The organism is Gordonia paraffinivorans (assembly GCF_900683595.1).
GTDB lineage: Bacteria > Actinomycetota > Actinomycetes > Mycobacteriales > Mycobacteriaceae > Gordonia > Gordonia paraffinivorans.
In genome coordinates this window covers 1078020-1095915 of the sequence record NZ_CAACYD010000007.1, presented here as the reverse complement: position 1 = coordinate 1095915, position 17896 = coordinate 1078020, and the positions used below count along the sequence as shown (strand labels likewise).

General features: G+C 69.5%; 18 protein-coding genes. 2 read left to right on the top strand and 16 right to left on the bottom strand.

The window, feature by feature from the left end; genetic code table 11:
• Window positions 1-24: 24 nt before the first annotated feature.
• The 5 genes from E1P53_RS18005 to E1P53_RS17985 all read right to left on the bottom strand — a co-directional run bounded on the left by E1P53_RS18005 (window position 25) and on the right by E1P53_RS17985 (window position 3935).
• A complete protein-coding gene (locus tag E1P53_RS18005; protein ID WP_131735374.1) occupies window positions 25-951 on the bottom strand; it encodes a type IV toxin-antitoxin system AbiEi family antitoxin in 927 nt (308 codons plus the stop codon).
• A gap of 122 nt (window positions 952-1073) precedes the next feature.
• Window positions 1074-1682 carry a trimeric intracellular cation channel family protein gene (locus E1P53_RS18000; RefSeq protein WP_131735077.1) on the bottom strand — a complete coding sequence of 203 codons (609 nt, stop codon included), beginning with the start codon at window positions 1680-1682 and terminating at the stop codon, window positions 1074-1076.
• 140 nt (window positions 1683-1822) lie between these two features.
• Window positions 1823-1996 carry a 50S ribosomal protein L32 gene (gene rpmF / locus E1P53_RS17995; RefSeq protein ID WP_006898886.1) on the bottom strand — a complete coding sequence of 58 codons (174 nt, stop codon included), beginning with the start codon at window positions 1994-1996 and terminating at the stop codon, window positions 1823-1825.
• Window positions 1997-2181: 185 nt separating this feature from the next.
• Window positions 2182-3087: a DUF4190 domain-containing protein gene (locus E1P53_RS17990; RefSeq protein WP_131735076.1), complete on the bottom strand. Its 906-nt coding sequence runs from the start codon at window positions 3085-3087 to the stop codon at window positions 2182-2184.
• A 146-nt stretch (window positions 3088-3233) separates the two neighbouring features.
• Window positions 3234-3935, bottom strand: a complete 702-nt coding sequence (locus E1P53_RS17985) for a DUF4190 domain-containing protein (RefSeq protein ID WP_131735075.1) — start codon at window positions 3933-3935, stop codon at window positions 3234-3236.
• Window positions 3936-3995: 60 nt separating this feature from the next.
• Between E1P53_RS17985 and E1P53_RS17980 the strand changes: the two genes are divergently transcribed.
• On the top strand, window positions 3996-4931 hold the full coding sequence (locus E1P53_RS17980) for an AEC family transporter (protein ID WP_006898883.1): 936 nt from the start codon (window positions 3996-3998) through the stop codon (window positions 4929-4931).
• A gap of 61 nt (window positions 4932-4992) precedes the next feature.
• Here the strand turns inward: E1P53_RS17980 and E1P53_RS17975 are convergent, their stop codons facing one another.
• Window positions 4993-5637, bottom strand: coding sequence for a DUF1707 SHOCT-like domain-containing protein (locus E1P53_RS17975; protein ID WP_131735074.1), 645 nt, complete (start codon window positions 5635-5637; stop codon window positions 4993-4995).
• A 373-nt stretch (window positions 5638-6010) separates the two neighbouring features.
• On the opposite strand from E1P53_RS17975, the gene E1P53_RS17970 reads away from it, so the two are divergent.
• Complete coding sequence (locus E1P53_RS17970; RefSeq protein ID WP_165484445.1) at window positions 6011-6499, top strand: hypothetical protein; 489 nt, start codon at window positions 6011-6013, stop codon at window positions 6497-6499.
• 25 nt (window positions 6500-6524) lie between these two features.
• On the opposite strand, the gene E1P53_RS17965 is transcribed toward E1P53_RS17970, so the two are convergent.
• The 10 genes from E1P53_RS17965 to E1P53_RS17920 all read right to left on the bottom strand — a co-directional run bounded on the left by E1P53_RS17965 (window position 6525) and on the right by E1P53_RS17920 (window position 17661).
• Window positions 6525-8528 carry a vWA domain-containing protein gene (locus E1P53_RS17965; RefSeq protein ID WP_006898880.1) on the bottom strand — a complete coding sequence of 668 codons (2004 nt, stop codon included), beginning with the start codon at window positions 8526-8528 and terminating at the stop codon, window positions 6525-6527.
• Window positions 8529-8553: 25 nt separating this feature from the next.
• A complete protein-coding gene (locus E1P53_RS17960) occupies window positions 8554-9999 on the bottom strand; it encodes a sigma 54-interacting transcriptional regulator (protein ID WP_131735072.1) in 1446 nt (481 codons plus the stop codon).
• Window positions 10000-10126: 127 nt separating this feature from the next.
• Complete coding sequence (locus E1P53_RS17955) at window positions 10127-10699, bottom strand: DinB family protein (RefSeq protein ID WP_131735071.1); 573 nt, start codon at window positions 10697-10699, stop codon at window positions 10127-10129.
• A 4-nt stretch (window positions 10700-10703) separates the two neighbouring features.
• Window positions 10704-11198 (bottom strand): SRPBCC domain-containing protein, encoded by a 495-nt coding sequence (locus tag E1P53_RS17950; protein WP_131735070.1) that lies wholly within the window; start codon window positions 11196-11198, stop codon window positions 10704-10706.
• Window positions 11195-11575 (bottom strand): ArsR/SmtB family transcription factor, encoded by a 381-nt coding sequence (locus tag E1P53_RS17945; protein WP_109237190.1) that lies wholly within the window; start codon window positions 11573-11575, stop codon window positions 11195-11197. Before E1P53_RS17945 ends, E1P53_RS17950 begins: the two co-directional genes overlap by 4 nt.
• Before the next feature lie 162 nt (window positions 11576-11737).
• Window positions 11738-12652: a TauD/TfdA dioxygenase family protein gene (locus E1P53_RS17940; RefSeq protein ID WP_131735069.1), complete on the bottom strand. Its 915-nt coding sequence runs from the start codon at window positions 12650-12652 to the stop codon at window positions 11738-11740.
• 371 nt (window positions 12653-13023) lie between these two features.
• Window positions 13024-13767 carry a sulfite exporter TauE/SafE family protein gene (locus tag E1P53_RS17935; protein WP_131735068.1) on the bottom strand — a complete coding sequence of 248 codons (744 nt, stop codon included), beginning with the start codon at window positions 13765-13767 and terminating at the stop codon, window positions 13024-13026.
• Complete coding sequence (gene purH, locus E1P53_RS17930; RefSeq protein ID WP_006898873.1) at window positions 13754-15325, bottom strand: bifunctional phosphoribosylaminoimidazolecarboxamide formyltransferase/IMP cyclohydrolase; 1572 nt, start codon at window positions 15323-15325, stop codon at window positions 13754-13756. The genes E1P53_RS17935 and purH overlap by 14 nt, the downstream gene beginning before the upstream one ends.
• Window positions 15322-15945: a phosphoribosylglycinamide formyltransferase gene (gene purN, locus E1P53_RS17925; RefSeq protein ID WP_006898872.1), complete on the bottom strand. Its 624-nt coding sequence runs from the start codon at window positions 15943-15945 to the stop codon at window positions 15322-15324. Before purN ends, purH begins: the two co-directional genes overlap by 4 nt.
• A gap of 129 nt (window positions 15946-16074) precedes the next feature.
• Window positions 16075-17661: a cell division protein PerM gene (locus E1P53_RS17920; RefSeq protein WP_131735067.1), complete on the bottom strand. Its 1587-nt coding sequence runs from the start codon at window positions 17659-17661 to the stop codon at window positions 16075-16077.
• Window positions 17662-17896: the final 235 nt, after the last annotated feature.

The following is a 17896-nucleotide window of genomic DNA, read 5'->3' as shown; positions in this document are numbered from 1 at the left end:
GTTTGTCCAACCAGGGTGGGTTTGTCATCGGTCGACCCCAGCGGATCGAAGGGCGCGCTTCAGCATCAGGTAGAAGGCGGCCTTGTCCCGCAGGTCATCCCACGTCCAGCGCACCACGGTATAGCCGAGCGCACGCAGCCTGTCCTCGCGGAGCTTCTCGTCGACCACGACCCGCCATGCCGGGGCGTCCCCAACGGCGCCGTTGTACTTGATCATGCCGTCGAACTCGCCGACGACCCGGTCGGCCAGCAGGAAGTCCACGCGCGCCACGATCACGCCTGCGTCATTCCTGATCTCCACCTGTTGGCGCGGCACCGGCAGGTCCGGGAACTCGAGCATGACCGCGCGACTCAGGGATTCACCGACCGACTCGGAGGAGGCGCTGGCGTGGGGCAGCATTCGCCGCAGCATCTCGACCCCCTTGAACCGCCTGCACGACTCGAGGATCTCGTTCATGCGTTGGATGTCGGCGTCTCGCCGCAACGCGGCGTCGAGCACCACGAGGGCCTGACGACTGTTGCCGAGCCTGGCCACATCGCACGCGGTGCGCTCCAGGGTGGTGACCTTCACGCCGTCGACGACCACGATGTCCTTCTCGTCGACGACGGCCTGGTGACGCCGAACCCGCGCTGTCTGTTTGCCGACCTTCGGGGACGTGACGTGTACTTTGCCGAGATCAGGGCGGAGCATCGAAAGCCGGTGCACGGCTGCCGCCGAGACATGACTGAAGAGTCGGCCCGGTCGGCCGGCCCCGGCTGCCGCGATGACGGTGAGCCGATGCTTCTCGACCGCGTCGAGGTCGGAGACCTTCGCGTAGTCGGCCATGGCCCCTGGCCACAGGCGGTACAGGTCTTTTCTGGTGACGCCCCGCTGGAGCGTCTTCTCGGTCGTGTGCGTTCCGACTGTGTCGGCGCGCCGGATCAGGCCGTGCTCATCGGCGGGAATCTCCATGAGATTCAGACGCACGAGATGCGGCTTCGGACCCACCTTTTCGCAAATCCACCACTTATGGACAGATCCACCACCAGCGCAGGGTGAGATTGTGTCCGAAAGGGGTGGGTTTGCGGGAGGTCTCAGCGACGCGCGGTCGGCAACCGCCACTTGAACTTGAGGCCGAGCAGTCGCAGACCCGTCGCGAGGATCGACCCGACGACGAGCCAGACCCACTGCGGCAGCGAGGTGTGGTCCAGCCCCAGCGCGACGACGGTGGCGCCGAGAAGGGCGGGAACGGCGTAGAGGTCGGCGGGTTGCAGCAGCAGCGGGACCTCGTTGGAGATCACGTCGCGCAGGACGCCGCCACCGATCGCGGTGAGGAGTCCGACGGTCGCGGCGGCGAAGGAACTGACGCCCACCTCGACGGCCAGACTCGCGCTCGACGCCGCGAACAGGCCCATGCCGAAGGCGTCGAGAACGAGGATCGAACGGCGCAGTTTGGTGAACGCCGGATGGAACTGGAAGACGAGCAGGCTCGCGATCGCCGCGGTCAGGGCGTTGCCGTAGCCCTGCACCGAGGTGGGCGGCGTGATCCCGAGCAGGACGTCGCGCAGCACACCGCCGCCGACGCCGGTCAGCACGCCGACGGTGATGATGCCCCACATGTCGAAGTCCTTGCGGACACCCACCATCGCGCCGGACGCGGCGAACACCGCGATGCCCGCGAAGTTCAGGACGTCGAGCAGCACGTCACAGCCTCCTCACGACGACCCGACCACAGCAATACGACAGACAAGCACATGCAGGGCACACGAACGGCCGCCCCCGGGTCATCCGAGGGCGGCCGTCGTAGAACGATCGCTGTGCCGTTTCCGGCAGCGAGAGAAGACTAGCGGCGATCCAGGTCGATGATGCCTGCGCGAGCAGCCTTCACGAGACGACGCGGGATCCGCACGGGGACGCCGTTGATCTTCTCTTCCTGCAGTGCGGGGTTGTCCGCCTTCCACTGCGAACGACGGCTACGGGTGTTCGCCCGCGACATCCGGCGCTTCGGTACAGCCATGGTTGAGCCCTTCTCCTACTGTGGTCTGCGTGGTCGTCGGCACGTTCGCGCGTCACCGGGTCGACCCGAGTCAGTGCGCCTGACAGCCACGCGGGCGCGGCACACAACCCGATCAGACTACCTGTTGGCGGCGCCCAACTCCAAAATGGAGGCCTGCGGGCCGCCCCGGGGTGGCCGTCGAGAGCCTACGAACTGGAGAAATCGACGTCCACGGCGCCGGTGCCGATCACCACCAGCCAGAACAGCGCCCAGACGACGACGATCGCGCCGATGATGATCGCGGCCAGCGCGAGCCCGCCGCCGGTCTCCCGACCGTTCGAGGCGTCGATCTGCCGGCGCGCGAAGATGCCCATGATCAGACCGGCCAGGCCGCCGACACCGCAGAAGAGCCCCAGCAACGACGCCACCAGCGCGAAGATGGCGAGCGAGTTGGTCTTCGGCGCCGACGCCCCGGCGTAGGGGTCGCCGAAGCCCGCCGGGTCGACGGGCGGCGCGGGCTGCACCCCCGCAGGGTAGGGCTGTCCGTACCCATGCTGGGCAGACCCGGGTCCGCCCTGACCGAACTGTCCTGGTCCTTGCGGAGAGCCCGCCTGGCCCGAGGCGTCCGGACCGGGCGCCCCCGCGTGGCCGTGGCCGGCGGCGCCGTACCCCTGCGGGCCGGCGCCCGGCGCGCCGTATCCCTGAGGTGCCCCGTACCCGGGTGCCCCCTGCGGCGGCTGCCCCTGAGACTGCGGCGCCCCACCCGGCCCCGCGGGCGGCGTGGAGATCACTCGCGTCGAGTCGTACCCGGAGGGGGCAGGCCCACCCGGGGCAGGAGGCTCTCCGGCGGCACCGAACGGCTCGGGCGAAGCCTCGCCCGACCCACCGACGGTGGGACCGGTCTTGATGATCCGGGTGGTCGCGTCGGCCGGACTGTGGGATTCGGCGACCTCGGTGCCCTCGGGCCCGGCGCCGGGCGTCGACGTCATCGGGGCCGGACGGGCCGCGTCACCGGCTTCGGCGGGAGACGACTGGCCGGAGGCGGATTCCGGCGGTGACTGAGGTGCGGAGGTCGGCTCGTGCGACTCCCCATCTCCGGGCGGGTTCGACATCTTCGGTGCCTTTCACGTGCTGGCGTCGTCGCGGCGCGACGACTGTGGGCGCGGCGTCATCGGCGGCGCTCGTCACAGACTAATGAGAACTGCCCCCGACCGGGCGGAGAATCTCCCGGTCAGGGGCAGGATCGGCGTGAAATCGTTCAGAAGGTGGAAGTGCTGCTGTCGTCGAGGATCGCCGCGCCGATACCCACCGCGTAGAGGACGATGAACACCAGCGACCAGACGATCGCGATCGTTCCCGTGATGATCCCGCCGAGCGCGAGGCCGTCCCCGGTCTCCCGACCGGACGAATCCCTCACCTCACGACGGGCCATCACACCGAGGACCACGGCGACGATCCCGGTGATCAACCCACAGCACACCAGGCCGGCGATCCCGCAGACCAACGACGCGATCGCCTTTCCGTTCGTGGAGGGCGGCGCGGCATAACCGGGGTAGGCGCCTGCCTGGTAGGGATTCGCGCCGCCGTACGCCGCCGATCCGTAGGCGGGTCCCGGCTGGTAGGGATCGCCGTAGGCCGAGCCCGGCGCCGCCCCGTACGGGCTCTGACCGTACGGATTCTGCGCGTAGGGATCCGGCGACGGCTGCCCATACGGATTCTGCTCGTAGGCGTTCTGTCCGTATGGACTCTGGCCGTACGGGTCCTGGCCCTGCGGATCGGCGTGCGGCTGGTACGCCTGGCCGAACTGGGTCGGGGCGTACTCCGGGGACGTGGGGTCCGGCGGGGTCTGGCCGCCCTTGCTCAGATTCACACCGTGATCGCCGCTCGAAGACCCCGAGCTCGGAACCGTGCCCCAATCGTCCTGGTCGTTGCCCGATCCCTGCTCCGGTGGTTGTGACACCCGTTACCCCTTCTTAGGTCCGACAATTCCGTGGTTCACCCTGATGAATAGACTCGAGCAGTGTCTGGCGTCATCTCCGGCTTCACGGTGATCTTCATAGTAGTCGGGGTGGGTTACGTCCTCGGCCGGACACGGGTCATCGGAGACCGCGCCCACGAGGTCCTCTCGCGTCTGGTGTTCTTCGTCTTCACCCCGGCGCTGTTGTTCCACTCCCTGGTGACGTCCGATCTCTCGGTCGTCTTCTCCTCGACGCTGGTCATCGCCGGCGGCGGCGCCCTGATCATCGCGACCGCCTATCTCGTCATCGCGAAACTGACGCTCCGACGCGGGATTCCCGAGCTGGTCATCGGCGCGTTGTCGTCGTCGTATGTCAACAGCGTCAACCTGGGGCTGCCGATCGCCATCTTCGTGCTCGACGACGCGTCGTTCGTGGCGCCGCTGCTGCTGTTCCAGATCCTGATCCTGTCGCCGATGGCGCTGCTGGCGCTCGACCTCACCGCCCTCGAACGGGAGTCCGGCCGCTCGGTCGTCAAGGACTCGCTGATTGCGCCGCTCACCAATCCGATCGTCGTCGGGGGCATCGCCGGACTCGTCGTATCGCTGCTCGGCCTGATGCCGCCGGCTGCCGTGATGTCACCGCTGAAGATGCTCGGCGACGCATCGGTGCCGACCGCGCTGCTCGCGTTCGGCATGTCGCTGACCGGTGTGCAGATCTTCAAGAAGGGCGAGAGCCCGCGCCGCGACATCCTCCTCGCCTCGGTGCTGAAGATGGTCGCGATGCCGCTGGCCGTGTACGCGATCGCGCGCTGGGGATTCGGTCAGACCGGCCACGATCTGTTCGCACAGGTGGTGATCGCGGCCCTGCCGACCGCCCAGAACGTGTTCGTCTACGCCACCCGCTACCGGCGGGGTCAGATCCTGGCCCGCGACACCGGGCTGATCACCACGATCGCGTCCATCCCGGTGATCGCGGCCATCGCCCTGTTGCTGGCCTGAGGCCGCCGGCTCTCGGCCCCGTCCGGCGCTCGTGGCGGCGAGGTCTCGGCCGTCGCAACCCTCAGTCGTGGTCGTCGAGGGCCTTGCGCTTGGGGATCTTCAGCTCGACGCCGCCCATGATCGCGAGGCCCGTCACCCGGATCACCGGCGCCCCCGGCCGGGTGGAGCGCTGCGACCTGCCGCCGAAACCGCCCATGATCCCGAGGCCCCCGATCTCCACGGTCACGTCCTCGGGCGCGAGGATCTCGACGCCGCCCATGATCGCGACGGCGCGGATGGTGAGCACCGGGCTGGCGAACTCGACCTCGCGCAGGTCGAGCTTCACCCCGCCCATGATCGCGGTCGCGGTCAACTCGTCGGCGACCACCGCCGTCCCCGTCAGATCGCTCTCGGACATGATCGCCAGCCGGTGGCGCACGGCATCCGCCCCGACGGCACCGGTGACCCGTGGCCCGGGCGCAAGCGACGGCGCCGGGATGGCGACACCCAGTTGCGCGATGGGCAGGTCGTCGGTGAGGGCGTCGAGATCGGCGAACGTCTTTGCCACGACGGCCTTTCCGGCCCGCTCTTCGTACTCGGCCGGCGTCAGGCTGCCGTGGGCCATGGCCGCGGAGAGGATTTCGTGTACCAGTTCCCGATCCACGTCGGCCGCACGCAACCGTGCTCGACGATCGTCGGGAGCGGGGAGATCGCCGGAGGTGTCCACGTACACCGACCCTAGTGGCGTATGCGCGGCGGGACCACCCTGATCTCGGCTGCCGAATCGCCGCGCCGACCCTGAGGAATCCCCCGGTCGCACCCCGAGATGCCCGCCGCGGAGGCATAATCCGACCTGTCGGGGAACGACGACCACGCACAGAGAACCGGAGGCGATCGTGGGCCAACCGTTTGATCCCGGACAGCCGTACCAGCCCGGACCCCCGTCCCCCGGCCGGTACCCGCAGGGCGCCTACCCGCAAGGCGCTTACCCCCAGGGCGGATATCCCCAGGGCGGGTATCCTCAGGGCGGGTATCCCCAGGGCGGCTACCCACCGGGCGGCCACCCACCTCCCCCGACCCAGCCGAAGGACCGCTCCGGGATGCGGCGCTGGGGCAAGGGCCTCACCTTCGTCGGCCTCGCGATCCTGGTGGTCTCGGTCGTCGTCGGCGGCATCCTGGCCGCGACCGGGGCCGGGAACATCGTGAACGACTCGTTCGTCGTCGAACCGACCGCCCGGCACGCCTACGACGCCGGCGACACCTTCACGCTCTTCACCGAAGACGGCCGCGCCCCGTCGTGCAACATCGACGGCCCGGCCGAGCCCGTCCGAAACGGCAGCCTGACCGCCGAATTCGACCATGACGGCAACCACGTGGAGTCGTTCGCGTCCTTCGAGGTGGTCCAGGGCGGCACGTACACGTTCGAATGCACCGACCGCGTCGTCGTCGCCTCGGTCGACGTCGGCGGGATCCTGAGTCTCGGCGGCGGAATCGCGCTCGCCTTCCTCGGCGGCGGCCTCGGTGGGCTGCTCTTCCTGATCGGCGTCGTGCTGTGGATCATCGCCGGCCGCAAGCCGCGCACCGCCTGAGGGTCGGCGCGGCGCCCGGCGCCGGTCACCCGCGTCGGCGCCGACCCCGCGATCGCAGGTAGTCCCCGACCACCGCGGCGCCGAGGCCGTCGAGGTCGGGCGCGACCACCCGACCGCCGATCCGCCGCGCGATCTGGTCCATGAAGTGGGCCAGGCCCGGGTCGTCGCCGAGCCGGAAGAACGTGACCTGCGCGCCGATCCGCGAGATGTGGTCGAGTTCGCGCACGGTCAGGGCGATGGTCTGCGGGTGCGGCGGATAGAAGAAGAACGGCTCGCCGCTCGGGTCCAGATGCGCGGTCGGCTCGCCGTCGGTGACGATGAGCACGACCGGTTGCGCGTTCGGGAACCGGCGAAGATGCCGCTGCGCCAGCAGGAGTGCGTGGTGCAGGTTGGTGCCCTGCTCCATGCGCGGCTGCAGCCCGGTCAGCTCGGCGATGTCGATCGACCGGGCGTACCGGCCGAAGGCGATCAGGTGCAGCTCGTCGGTGCGAAACCTCGTCGAGATCAGGTGGTTCAGCGCGATCGCGGTGCGCTTCATCGGCGTCCAGCGACCCTCCATCTCCATGGAGAACGACGTGTCGACGAGGAGCACGACCGCCGCCTGCGTGCGGCTCTCGGTCTCGGCGACCTCGACGTCGCGCACGTCGATCCGCACGCCCGACCGCGCCATCTCCGACGTCGCGAGCGCCGGCTCGGTGGTCTCGGAGACGGTGCGCAGCACCGCGTTCGACACCGTACGCGTCACGTCCCAGGGATCGGTGTCGCCGAACTGCCATTCGCGGCTCGCGCCGGTGGGTTCGCCGAGCAGCCCGCTCTGTCGCGTCTGCCGGTCGCCGCGACGCCCCGACAGCTGCTGGGCGATGTCGCGGAAGATGGACTGCCCGAGCTGACGCATCGCCTTCGGGCTCAACCGGAGCTGCCCGTCGGCGGTGCGATCGAAGAACCCCTGTTCGGAGAGCGCCTTCTCGAGCTCGGCGAGCATCCGCGCGTCGACGGCGGCCTCCTCCCCCAGCTGCCGGGCGAGCGCGTCGAGGTCGATGTCCTCCATCTGCGCGCCGGCGTACTGCTGCGACAGCTGCTCGCTCAGCGCCTCGAGTTCGGCGATGTCGCGCAGCGCCGCAGCGCCCTCGCCGAGCCCCATCGGCTGATCCCCGGAGAAGGACTGCGCGTTGTCCCAGTCCAGGCCGGGCCGCGCCATCCGCAGCTGCGAATCCATCTGTGCCAGTTGGTTCATCAGCTCGGGGGAGCCGAACGCCTGCTGCGCGAGCTGGTCGAGTTCGGCTCGCTGTTCGGGGGTGAGCGAGTTGTAGAACTGCTGGGCGGCCGCGGCCCGCTGCGCCAGCGAGTCGACGAGTTCGTCGGTGTTGCGGGGATTCTCCGGGAAGAACTCCCCGTGCTTGTCCATGAACTCCTCGAACTTCTCCGAGGTGTCCTCGCCGCGGTTGTGGGCCTCGAGAAGCTCGTTGAGGTCTGTGAGCATGTCCGAGATCCGTTGCCGGTCGGCCTCGGTCGCGCCCTCGAGGGCCTGCTTCATCCCGGCGAACCGCTGGTCGAGCAGTTCGCGGCCGAGGAGATCCTTGATCTTCTCGTAGTCGGCGCGGGCCTGCGGGCTGCGCCAGTCGTAGTTCGCCAGCTCCTCGACGGCCTGCGCGGTCGACGGCGGGAGGTTGCCGATCTGCATCTCCGCGAACCGCGCGTCGTCGTCGAGGTCGCGGGCGAGTTGCTTGCGCTCCTCGAGCACAGCCCGGTCGAGCAGCTCGCGGATCTCGGCGAAGGTGCCGTCGAGATTGCGATTCTTCAGCAGCTCCTGCCGCCGGCGGTTGACCTGCTCGCGCAGCTTGTCGAGCCCGCGCATGGTCGGCGTGCCGCGCCGGAGCAGCTCCCGCAGGGCACGCTGCGGCGACGCACCGGCCATGACGTCGTCGCCGATTCGCTCCAGCGCCTCGCGCAGGTCCACCGGTGGCGCCAACGGGTCCGGCCCGCCGGTGTACCGCTGATAGCGCGAGCGATGGAAGGTCTTGCGCGCCATGTGTTCTCCCCTGATCGGTGCCGGCTCAGCCGTAGATCGTCTGGCCGGACTCGTCGGCCTCCTTGCCGATCCGGCGGGCGAGGTACAGACCCTCGAGCGCCAGTTCGACGGCGCTGGCCCGCTCCCCCTCGGAGTCGGCCTCGAGTCGCTCGGCGATCTCGTCGAGGACCGCCGAGGTGGTCTCCGGCGACGGGATCGACGAGAGGAACTCCGCGGCGGTGACGCGGTCGCCGGTCACGACCGGTTCGCCGTTCTCCAGCGCGTGGACGAGCGGCGCCATGTCGATGCCGCCCAGATGGGCGCGCACGGTGTCGGCGATCGACTTGCGCATGAGGTGTTCGAGGATCTCCAGTTCGCGCCCTTCTTCTCCGGACTCGAACTCGACCTTGCCCCGCAACACCTCGACCACCGATTCGAGGTCGACGACGCGGGCCACCGGTTGCTCCTCCCCCGTCACCGCGGAACGGTGCAGCGCGGCGGCGGCGACGGTCTCGGCGGCGGCGATCGAGAACCGAGCGGACACGCCGGAGCGCTGGTCGATCGACGGGTGGTCGCGGGTGTAGCGGGTGAAGCGGGCCAGGATCTCGAGGATGAAAGACGGAACCGTCGCGGTGAGGTCGGCCTCCTGCTCGATGACGGCGACCTCGTCGTCGAGTTCGAGCGGGTAGTGCGTGCGGATCTCGGCGCCGAACCGGTCCTTGAGCGGGGTGATGATGCGGCCGCGGTTGGTGTAGTCCTCGGGGTTGGCGCTGGCCATCACCAGGACGTCGAGCGGCAGGCGCAGCGTGTAGCCGCGGACCTGGATGTCACGCTCCTCCATCACGTTGAGCATCGCGACCTGGATGCGCTCGGCGAGGTCGGGCAGCTCGTTGATCGCGACGATGCCGCGGTGCGCCCGCGGGATGAGACCGAAGTGGATGGTCTCCGGGTCGCCGAGGCTGCGGCCCTCGGCCACCTTCATCGGGTCGATGTCGCCGACGAGGTCGGCCACCGAGGTGTCGGGGGTGGCGAGTTTCTCGCTGTAGCGCTGCGAGCGGTGACGCCACTCGATGGGCAGGTCGTCGAGCAGGTTGGCGGCCTTGCGGATCGACGCCGGGGTGATCGGCTCGTACGGGTGCTCGCCGAGTTCGGACCCGGCGATGACCGGGGTCCACTCGTCGAGCAGGTTCACGAGGGTGCGCAGGATGCGGGTCTTGCCCTGGCCGCGCTCACCGAGCATCACGACGTCGTGGCCGGCGATGAGTGCGCGTTCGAGTTGGGGGATGACGGTGGACTCGAAACCGACGATCCCCGGCCAGGGGTCGCGCCCCTCCCGGAGCGCGGTCAGCAGGTTGTTGCGGATCTCGTCTCGCACACTGCGGAAGACGTGGCCGCTGGCACGCAGCTCACCCAGGGTGCGGGGCGAGGGATGGCGGGTTTCGGTCGTCTGAGAACCATGCGTGGTGAAGTTGTCCTCTGGCACGTGATCCACGCTACTCCGAAACGTGACCTGCGTGCGTGGCGTGGGGCTCATGCCCACCGCCCGAGACGACCCAGGAAGGACCTCGCCGCGGGGCCGGGTTCTGCCGGGGCCCATCGGCCGGCGCGGGTCCCGACGCTCAGACCCGCGGCGCCCACGCCGGATCACGTCCGATGAATCCCATGAGCCGGGTGACGGCGTCGGCGCCGGCGGGCACCTCGACCGCGGGTCCATACTGGCCGGACCGTCGCATCATGTCCTCGATCGGGACCATCCCGTCGAGCATCAGCTGCGCGTGGGCGGCGTCGAGTTCGGGTGTGATGCCCTGCGATCGGGCCAGGTCCCAGGTGTGCATGAACACGTCGGCGGTGTAGAACCGGTCGATCGCGTCGGCGAGCCGGTGTTCGCCGGTCATCGGGTGGGTGATCGTCTCGTCGGCCCTCGGCCCGCCCAGCAGGCCCTGGATCGATGCGGCGTGAGCCGACCACGCACCCGCCGGGTCGTCGGCGACGGACGGCCCGCCGGGCAGGGAGATCCCGACGGCCTCGAGGAAGCCGGTGGACCAGTCGACGAGGTGGGCGACGACGTCACGCGCCACCCATCCGTCGACCGGCGTCGGGGCCTCCCAATCGGCGACGACTGCGACGATGCCGGAGAAGCCCGTCGCGACCTCGCGGTGCCGGGCGGCGGCGTCGAGTTCCGACAGCGACATCGCTCTACAGCTCGCCGGCCTCGAGCAGGCGGTCGAGCGCCTTGTAGCCCTCGTTGACGCCGACCTCCATACCCGACGACAGCCAGGCGTCGCGATCGGCGAAGCTGTCGCACAGCGACTGCGCGTGGAGCCGGGTGGTGCCGTCGCCGAGGTCCTCGAACCACATCGTCTCCAACGAGACCTGGTCAGGCATGCCCATCCACGTGAAGGTCTGCACGATCTTGTCCTCGCCGACTGTGTGGAAGCAGCCGCGGAACTCGTGGTCCTGCCCCTCGTGGGTCGAGATGTAGCGCCAGCTGCCGCCGTCGCGGACGTCCCATTCGACGATGCGGCTGGAGACCGTCTCGGGCCCGTTCCAGCGGACGAACAGTTCCGGGTCGGTGTGCGCCTTCATCAGCTGGGCCGGCGTGGCGCGGAAGTCGCGGGTGATCCGGATGATCGGGACCTCCTTGTCGGCCTCGATCGCGGCTTCGAGGTAGCGGGTTGCGGTGGTGCTCATGACGCCTTTCCTTCCTGGGGTGTCTCGATGTCGTCCCCGGGCTCGGATGCCGCGGGTCCGTCGTTCATCTCGGCGAGCAGTGCGTCGAGGCGCTGGTAGCGCTCTTCCGCCCGCTTGCGGTACCGCTCGATCCACTTGGTCATGAGGTCGAACACCTCTGCTTCCAGATGGACCGGACGTTTCTGGGCCTCCCGGGTTCGGCTCACCAGGCCGGCGTCCTCGAGCACCTTCAGGTGCTTGGACACCGCCTGGATGCTGACGTCGTAGGGCGCGGCGAGCTCGCTCACCGTCGCATCGGAGACCGCCAGACGGGCGACAATGTCGCGCCGGGTGGGGTCCGCCAGTGCGGCGAAGACCTTCGAGAGCTCGTCTGCCATCCGATCTCCTCCTCAACCGTTCGGTTGAATATGAGCGTGCGCCGATCCGGGACCTTTGTCAACCCCTTGGTTGAATACAGGAGCAGAAATAATCCGTATGACGTTGCGCCCGGCTTCCGGGCACAACGTCATACGGATGTCGTGCGGACCCTCCCGATCGGCTCAGGGCCCGACGGGCACGTCTCCCCTGAGCGTGATGCGGTGCATGATCCGCCGGTTGTCGCCGTAGTCGCGGTTCGCGTAGTGCAGGGTGTTGCGGTTGTCCCACAGCACCAGGTCGCCGGCACGCCAGCGATGGCGGACGATGTGCTCGGGCTTGGTGATGTGCGCGTAGAGCATGTCGAGGATGGCGCGGCTCTCGAACTCGGAGACGCCCTCGATGTGCGAGGTGAAACCGGGATTGACGAACAGGGCCTTGCGGCCGGTCTCCGGGTGGACACGGACGACGGGGTGGCTCACCGGCACCAGTTCGGTGACCTCCCTGCCGTCCCAGGTGTTCCCCTGGCCCTTGCGCTTGTGCCGCAGGTAGTACCCGAACTCGCGATTGCCGTCGTGGACGGCGGTCAACCCGTCGACGAGGCGGCGGACCGGCTCCGACAACGACGAGTACGCGAGCTCGGCGTCGGCCCAGTTGGTGTCGCCGCCGTTGCGCGGCAACACCACCGGGCGCAGGATCGAACCCATCGGCGGGCGCGGCATGAACGTCACGTCGGTGTGCCACACGTCGGCGAATCCGTTGTCGGCGCTGTCGAGCTCGTACACCTCGTCGGGCACGTCGCCGCTGTCCCAGACCGGATGACCGGTGGTCAGCTCCCCCAGCCGGTTTCCGAACTCGATGTGCGAGGCGTCGTCGAGGTTCTGGTCGCGTAGGACGATGACCTTGTACTCGATGAGTGCCTGACGGATGGCGCGCACCTGGTCGTCGGTGGCCTGCGCGACGTCGATGCCGCGGATCTCGGCGCCGAAGTGCGGGCCGAACTCGTCGATGTCGAGTTCGACGCCCGAGGCGACGATGCCCGACGAGAGAGTGGCAGAAGCAGCGGTGCGGAGGTCAGGGGCGGGATGTGCGGTGGTCATGATGAGTCCCTCTCGATGAACGGCGGATGGGGTGGTCAACAGCCGCCGCCGGCGGAGACCCGTGATGGGAACCGTCGGAGAAGTTCATCGAATGGAGCGTCATCGAGGCGGACACAAGTCCTGTCTATTCCTCCGACGCGTCACGCGCACGGGTTGGATTCAGTCTGGGAAAAACCCCCGTTCGGTCCAGACGATCGACGTCGAGGTCCGCCGTCACCTCCGCAACGCCGTCGAGTTCACGGTGAACACGGGTGAACAACTCGCGTCCAGGTGCCGGCCCGGAAGCGTGGGTCCTCGCGCCACGGATGGACCGGCTCGTCATCGGTGTTCGCGTGAAGTCCTGTTCCCCCATGGTCGGGACCCTTCGCGTCTCAGCCCACCGCCAGCCACACCGCCAGGCCGAGGCCGCACAGTCCCACGACGACCCGCAACGGGCCCGCGGGCAGCCGTTTGACCACCGGCGGACCGCACCAGCCACCGAGCAGACAGCCGATGGCCATGGCGAGCGCGGCCCACCAGTGCACGGGACCGAAGATCATGAACCCGACGGCGGCGATGGCGTTGGCGATGCCGAGGAACAACGACTTGCTCAGCGCCGCACGCCACAACGGCTCGCTCGTCACCACGAGCATGAGGGCCAGGATCATGATGCCCGCGCCGGCACCGAAATAGCCGCCGTAGATGCAGATCAGGAACAGCCCGATGAGGAAGACCGCCGGATGCTCGGCGTGACTCGTCACCCAGCGGCGCAGGAGCGGTTGCACGAGAAGCGCGATGGCGGCGATGGCGACGAGGAACGGGACGATCGCCTCGAAGGCCTCCGGCGGCGTCACGAGAAGCAGTGCGGCGCCGACGGTTCCGCCGACGAGCGCCGCGATCACCCCGACGACGAGGCGCCTGCGGTCGCCGTCGAGCAGCGCCCTGCCCGACTGCGCGGTGCTGCCGACCCCGACCGCGACGAGCGCGACCGTGTTGGTCACGTTCGCCGCGATCGGGGGAAGTCCGACCGCGAGGAGCGCGGGATAGCTCACCACCGACGCCAGTCCGGTGATGTAGCCGATCAGACCCGCGCCGAACCCCGCGAGGAGGAGTAGTGCGAGATCAGTGAGCGAAATGGCGTGCCCCGGTGAGGTAGAGCGTCACGCCCGCCTCCTCGGCAGCCTCGATGACCTCGTTGTCGCGGATCGATCCGCCCGGCTGCACGACGGCCTTCACACCGGCGTTCAGCAGGACCTGCAGGCCGTCCGGGAACGGGAAGAAGGCGTCCGACGCCCCGACGCTGCCCGCGGCCCGGTCACCGGCGCGCTGCACGGCCAGGTGCGCGGAGTCGACGCGGTTGACCTGCCCCATGCCCACACCGACCGACGCGCCGTCGGAGGCCAGCAGGATCGCGTTCGACTTGACCGAACGGCAAGCGCGCCAGGCGAACTCGAGGTCGGCCAGGGTCTGCTTGTCGGCCGGCGGGCCGGCGACCAGGGTCCAGTTCTCCGGGTTGTCGCCCTCGGCGTCGAGGACGTCGCGCTCCTGCATCAGCAGACCGCCCGAAACCGGCTTGGTCTCGATGCTGCTCGACGGCGGCGTGGCCACCAGGACGCGGATGTTCTTCTTGCGGGTCAGCACCGAGAGCGCGCCGTCGGCGAAGCCGGGGGCGATGATGACCTCGGTGAAGATCTCGGCGACCTGCTCGGCCATTTCCACGGTGATCTCGCGATTCGCGGCGATCACGCCGCCGTAGGCCGACACCGGGTCGCAGGCGTGCGCCTTGCGGTGGGCCTCGGCGATGTCGGCGCCGACGGCGATGCCGCACGGGTTGGCGTGCTTGATGATCGCGACCGCCGGGGCGTCGAAGTCGTGGGCTGCGCGCCAGGCGGCGTCGGCGTCGGTGTAGTTGTTGTAGCTCATCTCCTTGCCGTGCAGCTGCTCGGCGGTGGCGACACCGCCGACGCTCGCGTCGCCGACGTAGAGAGCGGCGGCCTGGTGCGGGTTCTCGCCGTAACGCAGCACCGCCGACCGGGTCCAGGTGGCGCCGGTCCAGGCCGGGAACAGCGAATCGTCCTCGGGCGCCACGACGCTCGACATCCACGAGGCGACCGCGACGTCGTAATCGGCGGTGTGGCGGAAGGCCTTGGCGGCCAGCTTCTTGCGCTCGGCGAGGGTGAAGCCGCCGGACTGCAGGGCCTCGGTCACCTGGCCGTAGTCGGCCGGGCTGGTCACGACCGCGACCGACGGGTGGTTCTTGGCGGCGCCGCGCACCATCGACGGGCCGCCGATGTCGATCTGCTCGATGCATTCGTCGGGGGTGGCCCCCGAGGCGACCGTCTCGCTGAACGGGTAGAGGTTCACGACGACGAGGTCGAAGGCGGCGACGCCGAGTTCGGCGAGCTGCGCGACGTGGTCGTCCTTGCGGGTGTCGGCGAGGATGCCGGCATGCACCTTCGGGTGAAGGGTCTTGACGCGGCCGTCGAGGCACTCGGGGAACCCGGTCAGCGTCGAGACCTCGATCACCGGGGCACCCGCGTCGGCGATGGTCTTGGCGGTCGATCCCGTCGAGACGATCTCCACGCCTGCGTCCTTCAGCGCGGTCGCGAGTTCGGCCAGGCCGCTCTTGTCGTAGACACTCACCAGTGCACGCCGGATGGGTCGGCGGGCGCTGTCAGCGGGCTGTGCGTTCACGGGATGCGGGCCTTTCGTCCATCGATGACTACTCCTCGGGTAACCAGGGCGGTCACCACGTCGGCGAGCAACACTCGCTCGACAGTCTTGATCCGTTCGTGCAGGGTTTCGACGGTGTCGTCGTCGGCGACCGTGACCACCTGTTGCGCCAGGATGGGGCCGGTGTCCACGCCCTCGTCGACGAGGTGCACGGTCGCGCCGGTCACCTTGACGCCGTACTCGAGCGCGTCGGGCACGCCGTGTGCGCCGGGGAAGGCCGGCAGCAGGGCCGGATGCGAGTTGACGATGCGCCCGCCGAACCGGCCGAGGAACGCGGGACCGAGGATCTTCATGAACCCCGCGGTGACGATCCAGCCGGGGTCGACAGCGGCGACCGCGTCGGTGAGCGCGCGATCCCAGGCGGCGCGATCCGGATGGTCGCCGAGCCGGCAGGTGATCAGCGGGATGTCGTTGCGCTGCGCGATGTCCTGGGCGCGGCACGTGCGGTCGACGACGATCGCGGCGATCCGGAACGGGGCGTCGGCGGCGTCGGCGCGGGCGATCAGCGACTCGAGCAGAGAACCGGTACCGGACGCCATCACCACGAGGGGCGTGCGTTCTGACGCGGTCTCCGATGTCACGGCTTCGAGCCTAATAGCAGCACGTCGAGCCGCGATCGGCGGGTCTGTGCACGGTTGCGTCCCCGCGGGACGGCGCCGTGGGCACCGGTGCCGAGAGACCCGGTGCTCGGGTTTCCCGCGCCGTGGGGCTCAGCGCCGACGCGCACCCGGCGTCCCCGGATACAGGTCGTAGTCGGCGTCGTCGGAGAGGTCGGCGTCCGCCGGTGCCTCCGCACGCACGACGGGTTCGGAGTCGAGGGCCTCGTCGGCGTCGTCTGCCGCGTCGGGCTCGGCCAAGTCATAGGGATCTGCCTCGAAGGCCTCCGCGTCCTCGGAGTCCTCGTACTCGTACTCGGCGTCATCGGAGAGGTCGTGTTCCGGGCCCGGCGCGTCCTCGTCGACGAACTCGAGGTACTCGTCCTCCTCGTCGAGATCGGCGACGATCACGTACTCGTCCTCGAATCCCAGATCGTCCGGGTCGTCGAAGTAGTCGTCCCCGACCGCGTCGCGTGCGGCGCGGGTCGACGGGAGGAAGGCGTACACGAGAGCCACCACGATGCCGGTCACGGCGAACCAGCCGAGCGTGTAGACGCCGGCCGCGGACACCGTGATCGCGGCGTCGCCGAACTCGCCGAGCTCGCCGCCGGCGGTGGTCGACAGGACCACCATCGCCGACGCCGCCACGGCTGCGGCGACCCCGACCGAGCGGACGTGGGCGATCGGATTGAGGTCGCGGCAGCGCCATCCGACGAACACCGCGATGGCCGCGGGGACGAGGAGCCCGATCAGCCCCCACTGCCCCGCACCCGCTCCGTCCGGCAGCACGGCGAGCGCGGGCACCGGCGGCACCGCCCCGCCGCGGACCGTGAACAGGTCGACGGTCATCGCGCCGATCTGGACGTCAGAGCCGACGAGCACCGCGGTCGCCCCGACCATGAGGTTCGGCAGGTACAGCACCGACAGCACGCTGAGGCCCAGGTAGCCGTCGAAGTCGTAGCCGGTCTCGATGAGTTCGCCGATCTCGGTGTGCGCCATGATCATGCGCAGGCACACGAGGAGCCCCCCGGCCACCATGAGGGAGAGCACGGCGACGACGCCATACTTGAATCCGCGGCGGTCGGCGTAGGACATCCCCCACCGCGCGGCGAAATCGTGCCGCCGGGTCCAGACGACGCCCGCCAGCGCGGCGCCGGCGTGGATGCCGATCGTGTAGGCGAAGGCCACCAATGCGTTCGGCGTGTGCACCGGCAGGACCGACCCGCCGTCCATCACGATCGCCAGCGACATCGCGGTGATGAGCACCGGACCGACGACCGCAGAGGCCACCACCGCCCCGACGTCGAAGACGTCGTGCGCCGAGCGCGCGGCCGGTGCGGTGGTCCCGCCGATCGCACGCGCCGTCAGGCGTGCGGTGCCCACCGCGACGACCAGGGTCGGCAGCAGCGGCAGCACACCGATGGTGACGCCGCTGATGGTCACCGGCACCTGGTGGATCGCCAGCCAGCTCGACGCGATGGCGCTCGGCAGACCGGTGAGACCGCTGCCGGCCATCAGCAGCACCGTGAGCATGACGACGATGAGGGTGACCAGCGCGAGCGCGGGCACGGTGAACGCCACGACGGCCAGTTGCCGTGCCGAGCCCTCGACCGCGGTGCGCTGGGCACGACGGGATCGCCGCAGTGCTCGCAGCTGCGACGCCAGGTTCTCCGCGGTCGACTCGGGCCTGAAAGTGGGCATCGACTTGAGACTGACACGATCGGCGCCCGGGTCGTCGTAGACGCGCCGGGCCCGGTCCGGAAAGCGGTTCAGGTCACCGGGCGTCTGCCCGGTCATCCCGGGCCGGGGCTCCGGCGGCAACGCCCGCCGGCGGGCGACGACCGGCAGATACGACGGTGCCCCGCCGACCGGAGGGGTCGGCGGGGCACGGTGCAGATCAGCTGCCGCTGGACTGTGTCGACTCTCAGCTTCCGCT

Excerpts from the sequence above, each read along its gene's own strand:
- E1P53_RS18005 (WP_131735374.1), bottom strand. The coding sequence starts at position 951 with ATGGAGATTCCCGCCGATGAGCACGGCCTGATCCGGCGCGCCGACACA.
- rpmF (WP_006898886.1), bottom strand. The coding sequence starts at position 1,996 with ATGGCTGTACCGAAGCGCCGGATGTCGCGGGCGAACACCCGTAGCCGT.
- E1P53_RS17990 (WP_131735076.1), bottom strand. The coding sequence starts at position 3,087 with ATGTCGAACCCGCCCGGAGATGGGGAGTCGCACGAGCCGACCTCCGCA.
- E1P53_RS17970 (WP_165484445.1), top strand. The coding sequence starts at position 6,011 with ATGCGGCGCTGGGGCAAGGGCCTCACCTTCGTCGGCCTCGCGATCCTG.
- E1P53_RS17965 (WP_006898880.1), bottom strand. The coding sequence starts at position 8,528 with ATGGCGCGCAAGACCTTCCATCGCTCGCGCTATCAGCGGTACACCGGC.
- E1P53_RS17955 (WP_131735071.1), bottom strand. The coding sequence starts at position 10,699 with ATGTCGCTGTCGGAACTCGACGCCGCCGCCCGGCACCGCGAGGTCGCG.
- E1P53_RS17950 (WP_131735070.1), bottom strand. The coding sequence starts at position 11,198 with ATGAGCACCACCGCAACCCGCTACCTCGAAGCCGCGATCGAGGCCGAC.
- E1P53_RS17945 (WP_109237190.1), bottom strand. The coding sequence starts at position 11,575 with ATGGCAGACGAGCTCTCGAAGGTCTTCGCCGCACTGGCGGACCCCACC.
- E1P53_RS17940 (WP_131735069.1), bottom strand. The coding sequence starts at position 12,652 with ATGACCACCGCACATCCCGCCCCTGACCTCCGCACCGCTGCTTCTGCC.
- E1P53_RS17920 (WP_131735067.1), bottom strand. The coding sequence starts at position 17,661 with ATGCCCACTTTCAGGCCCGAGTCGACCGCGGAGAACCTGGCGTCGCAG.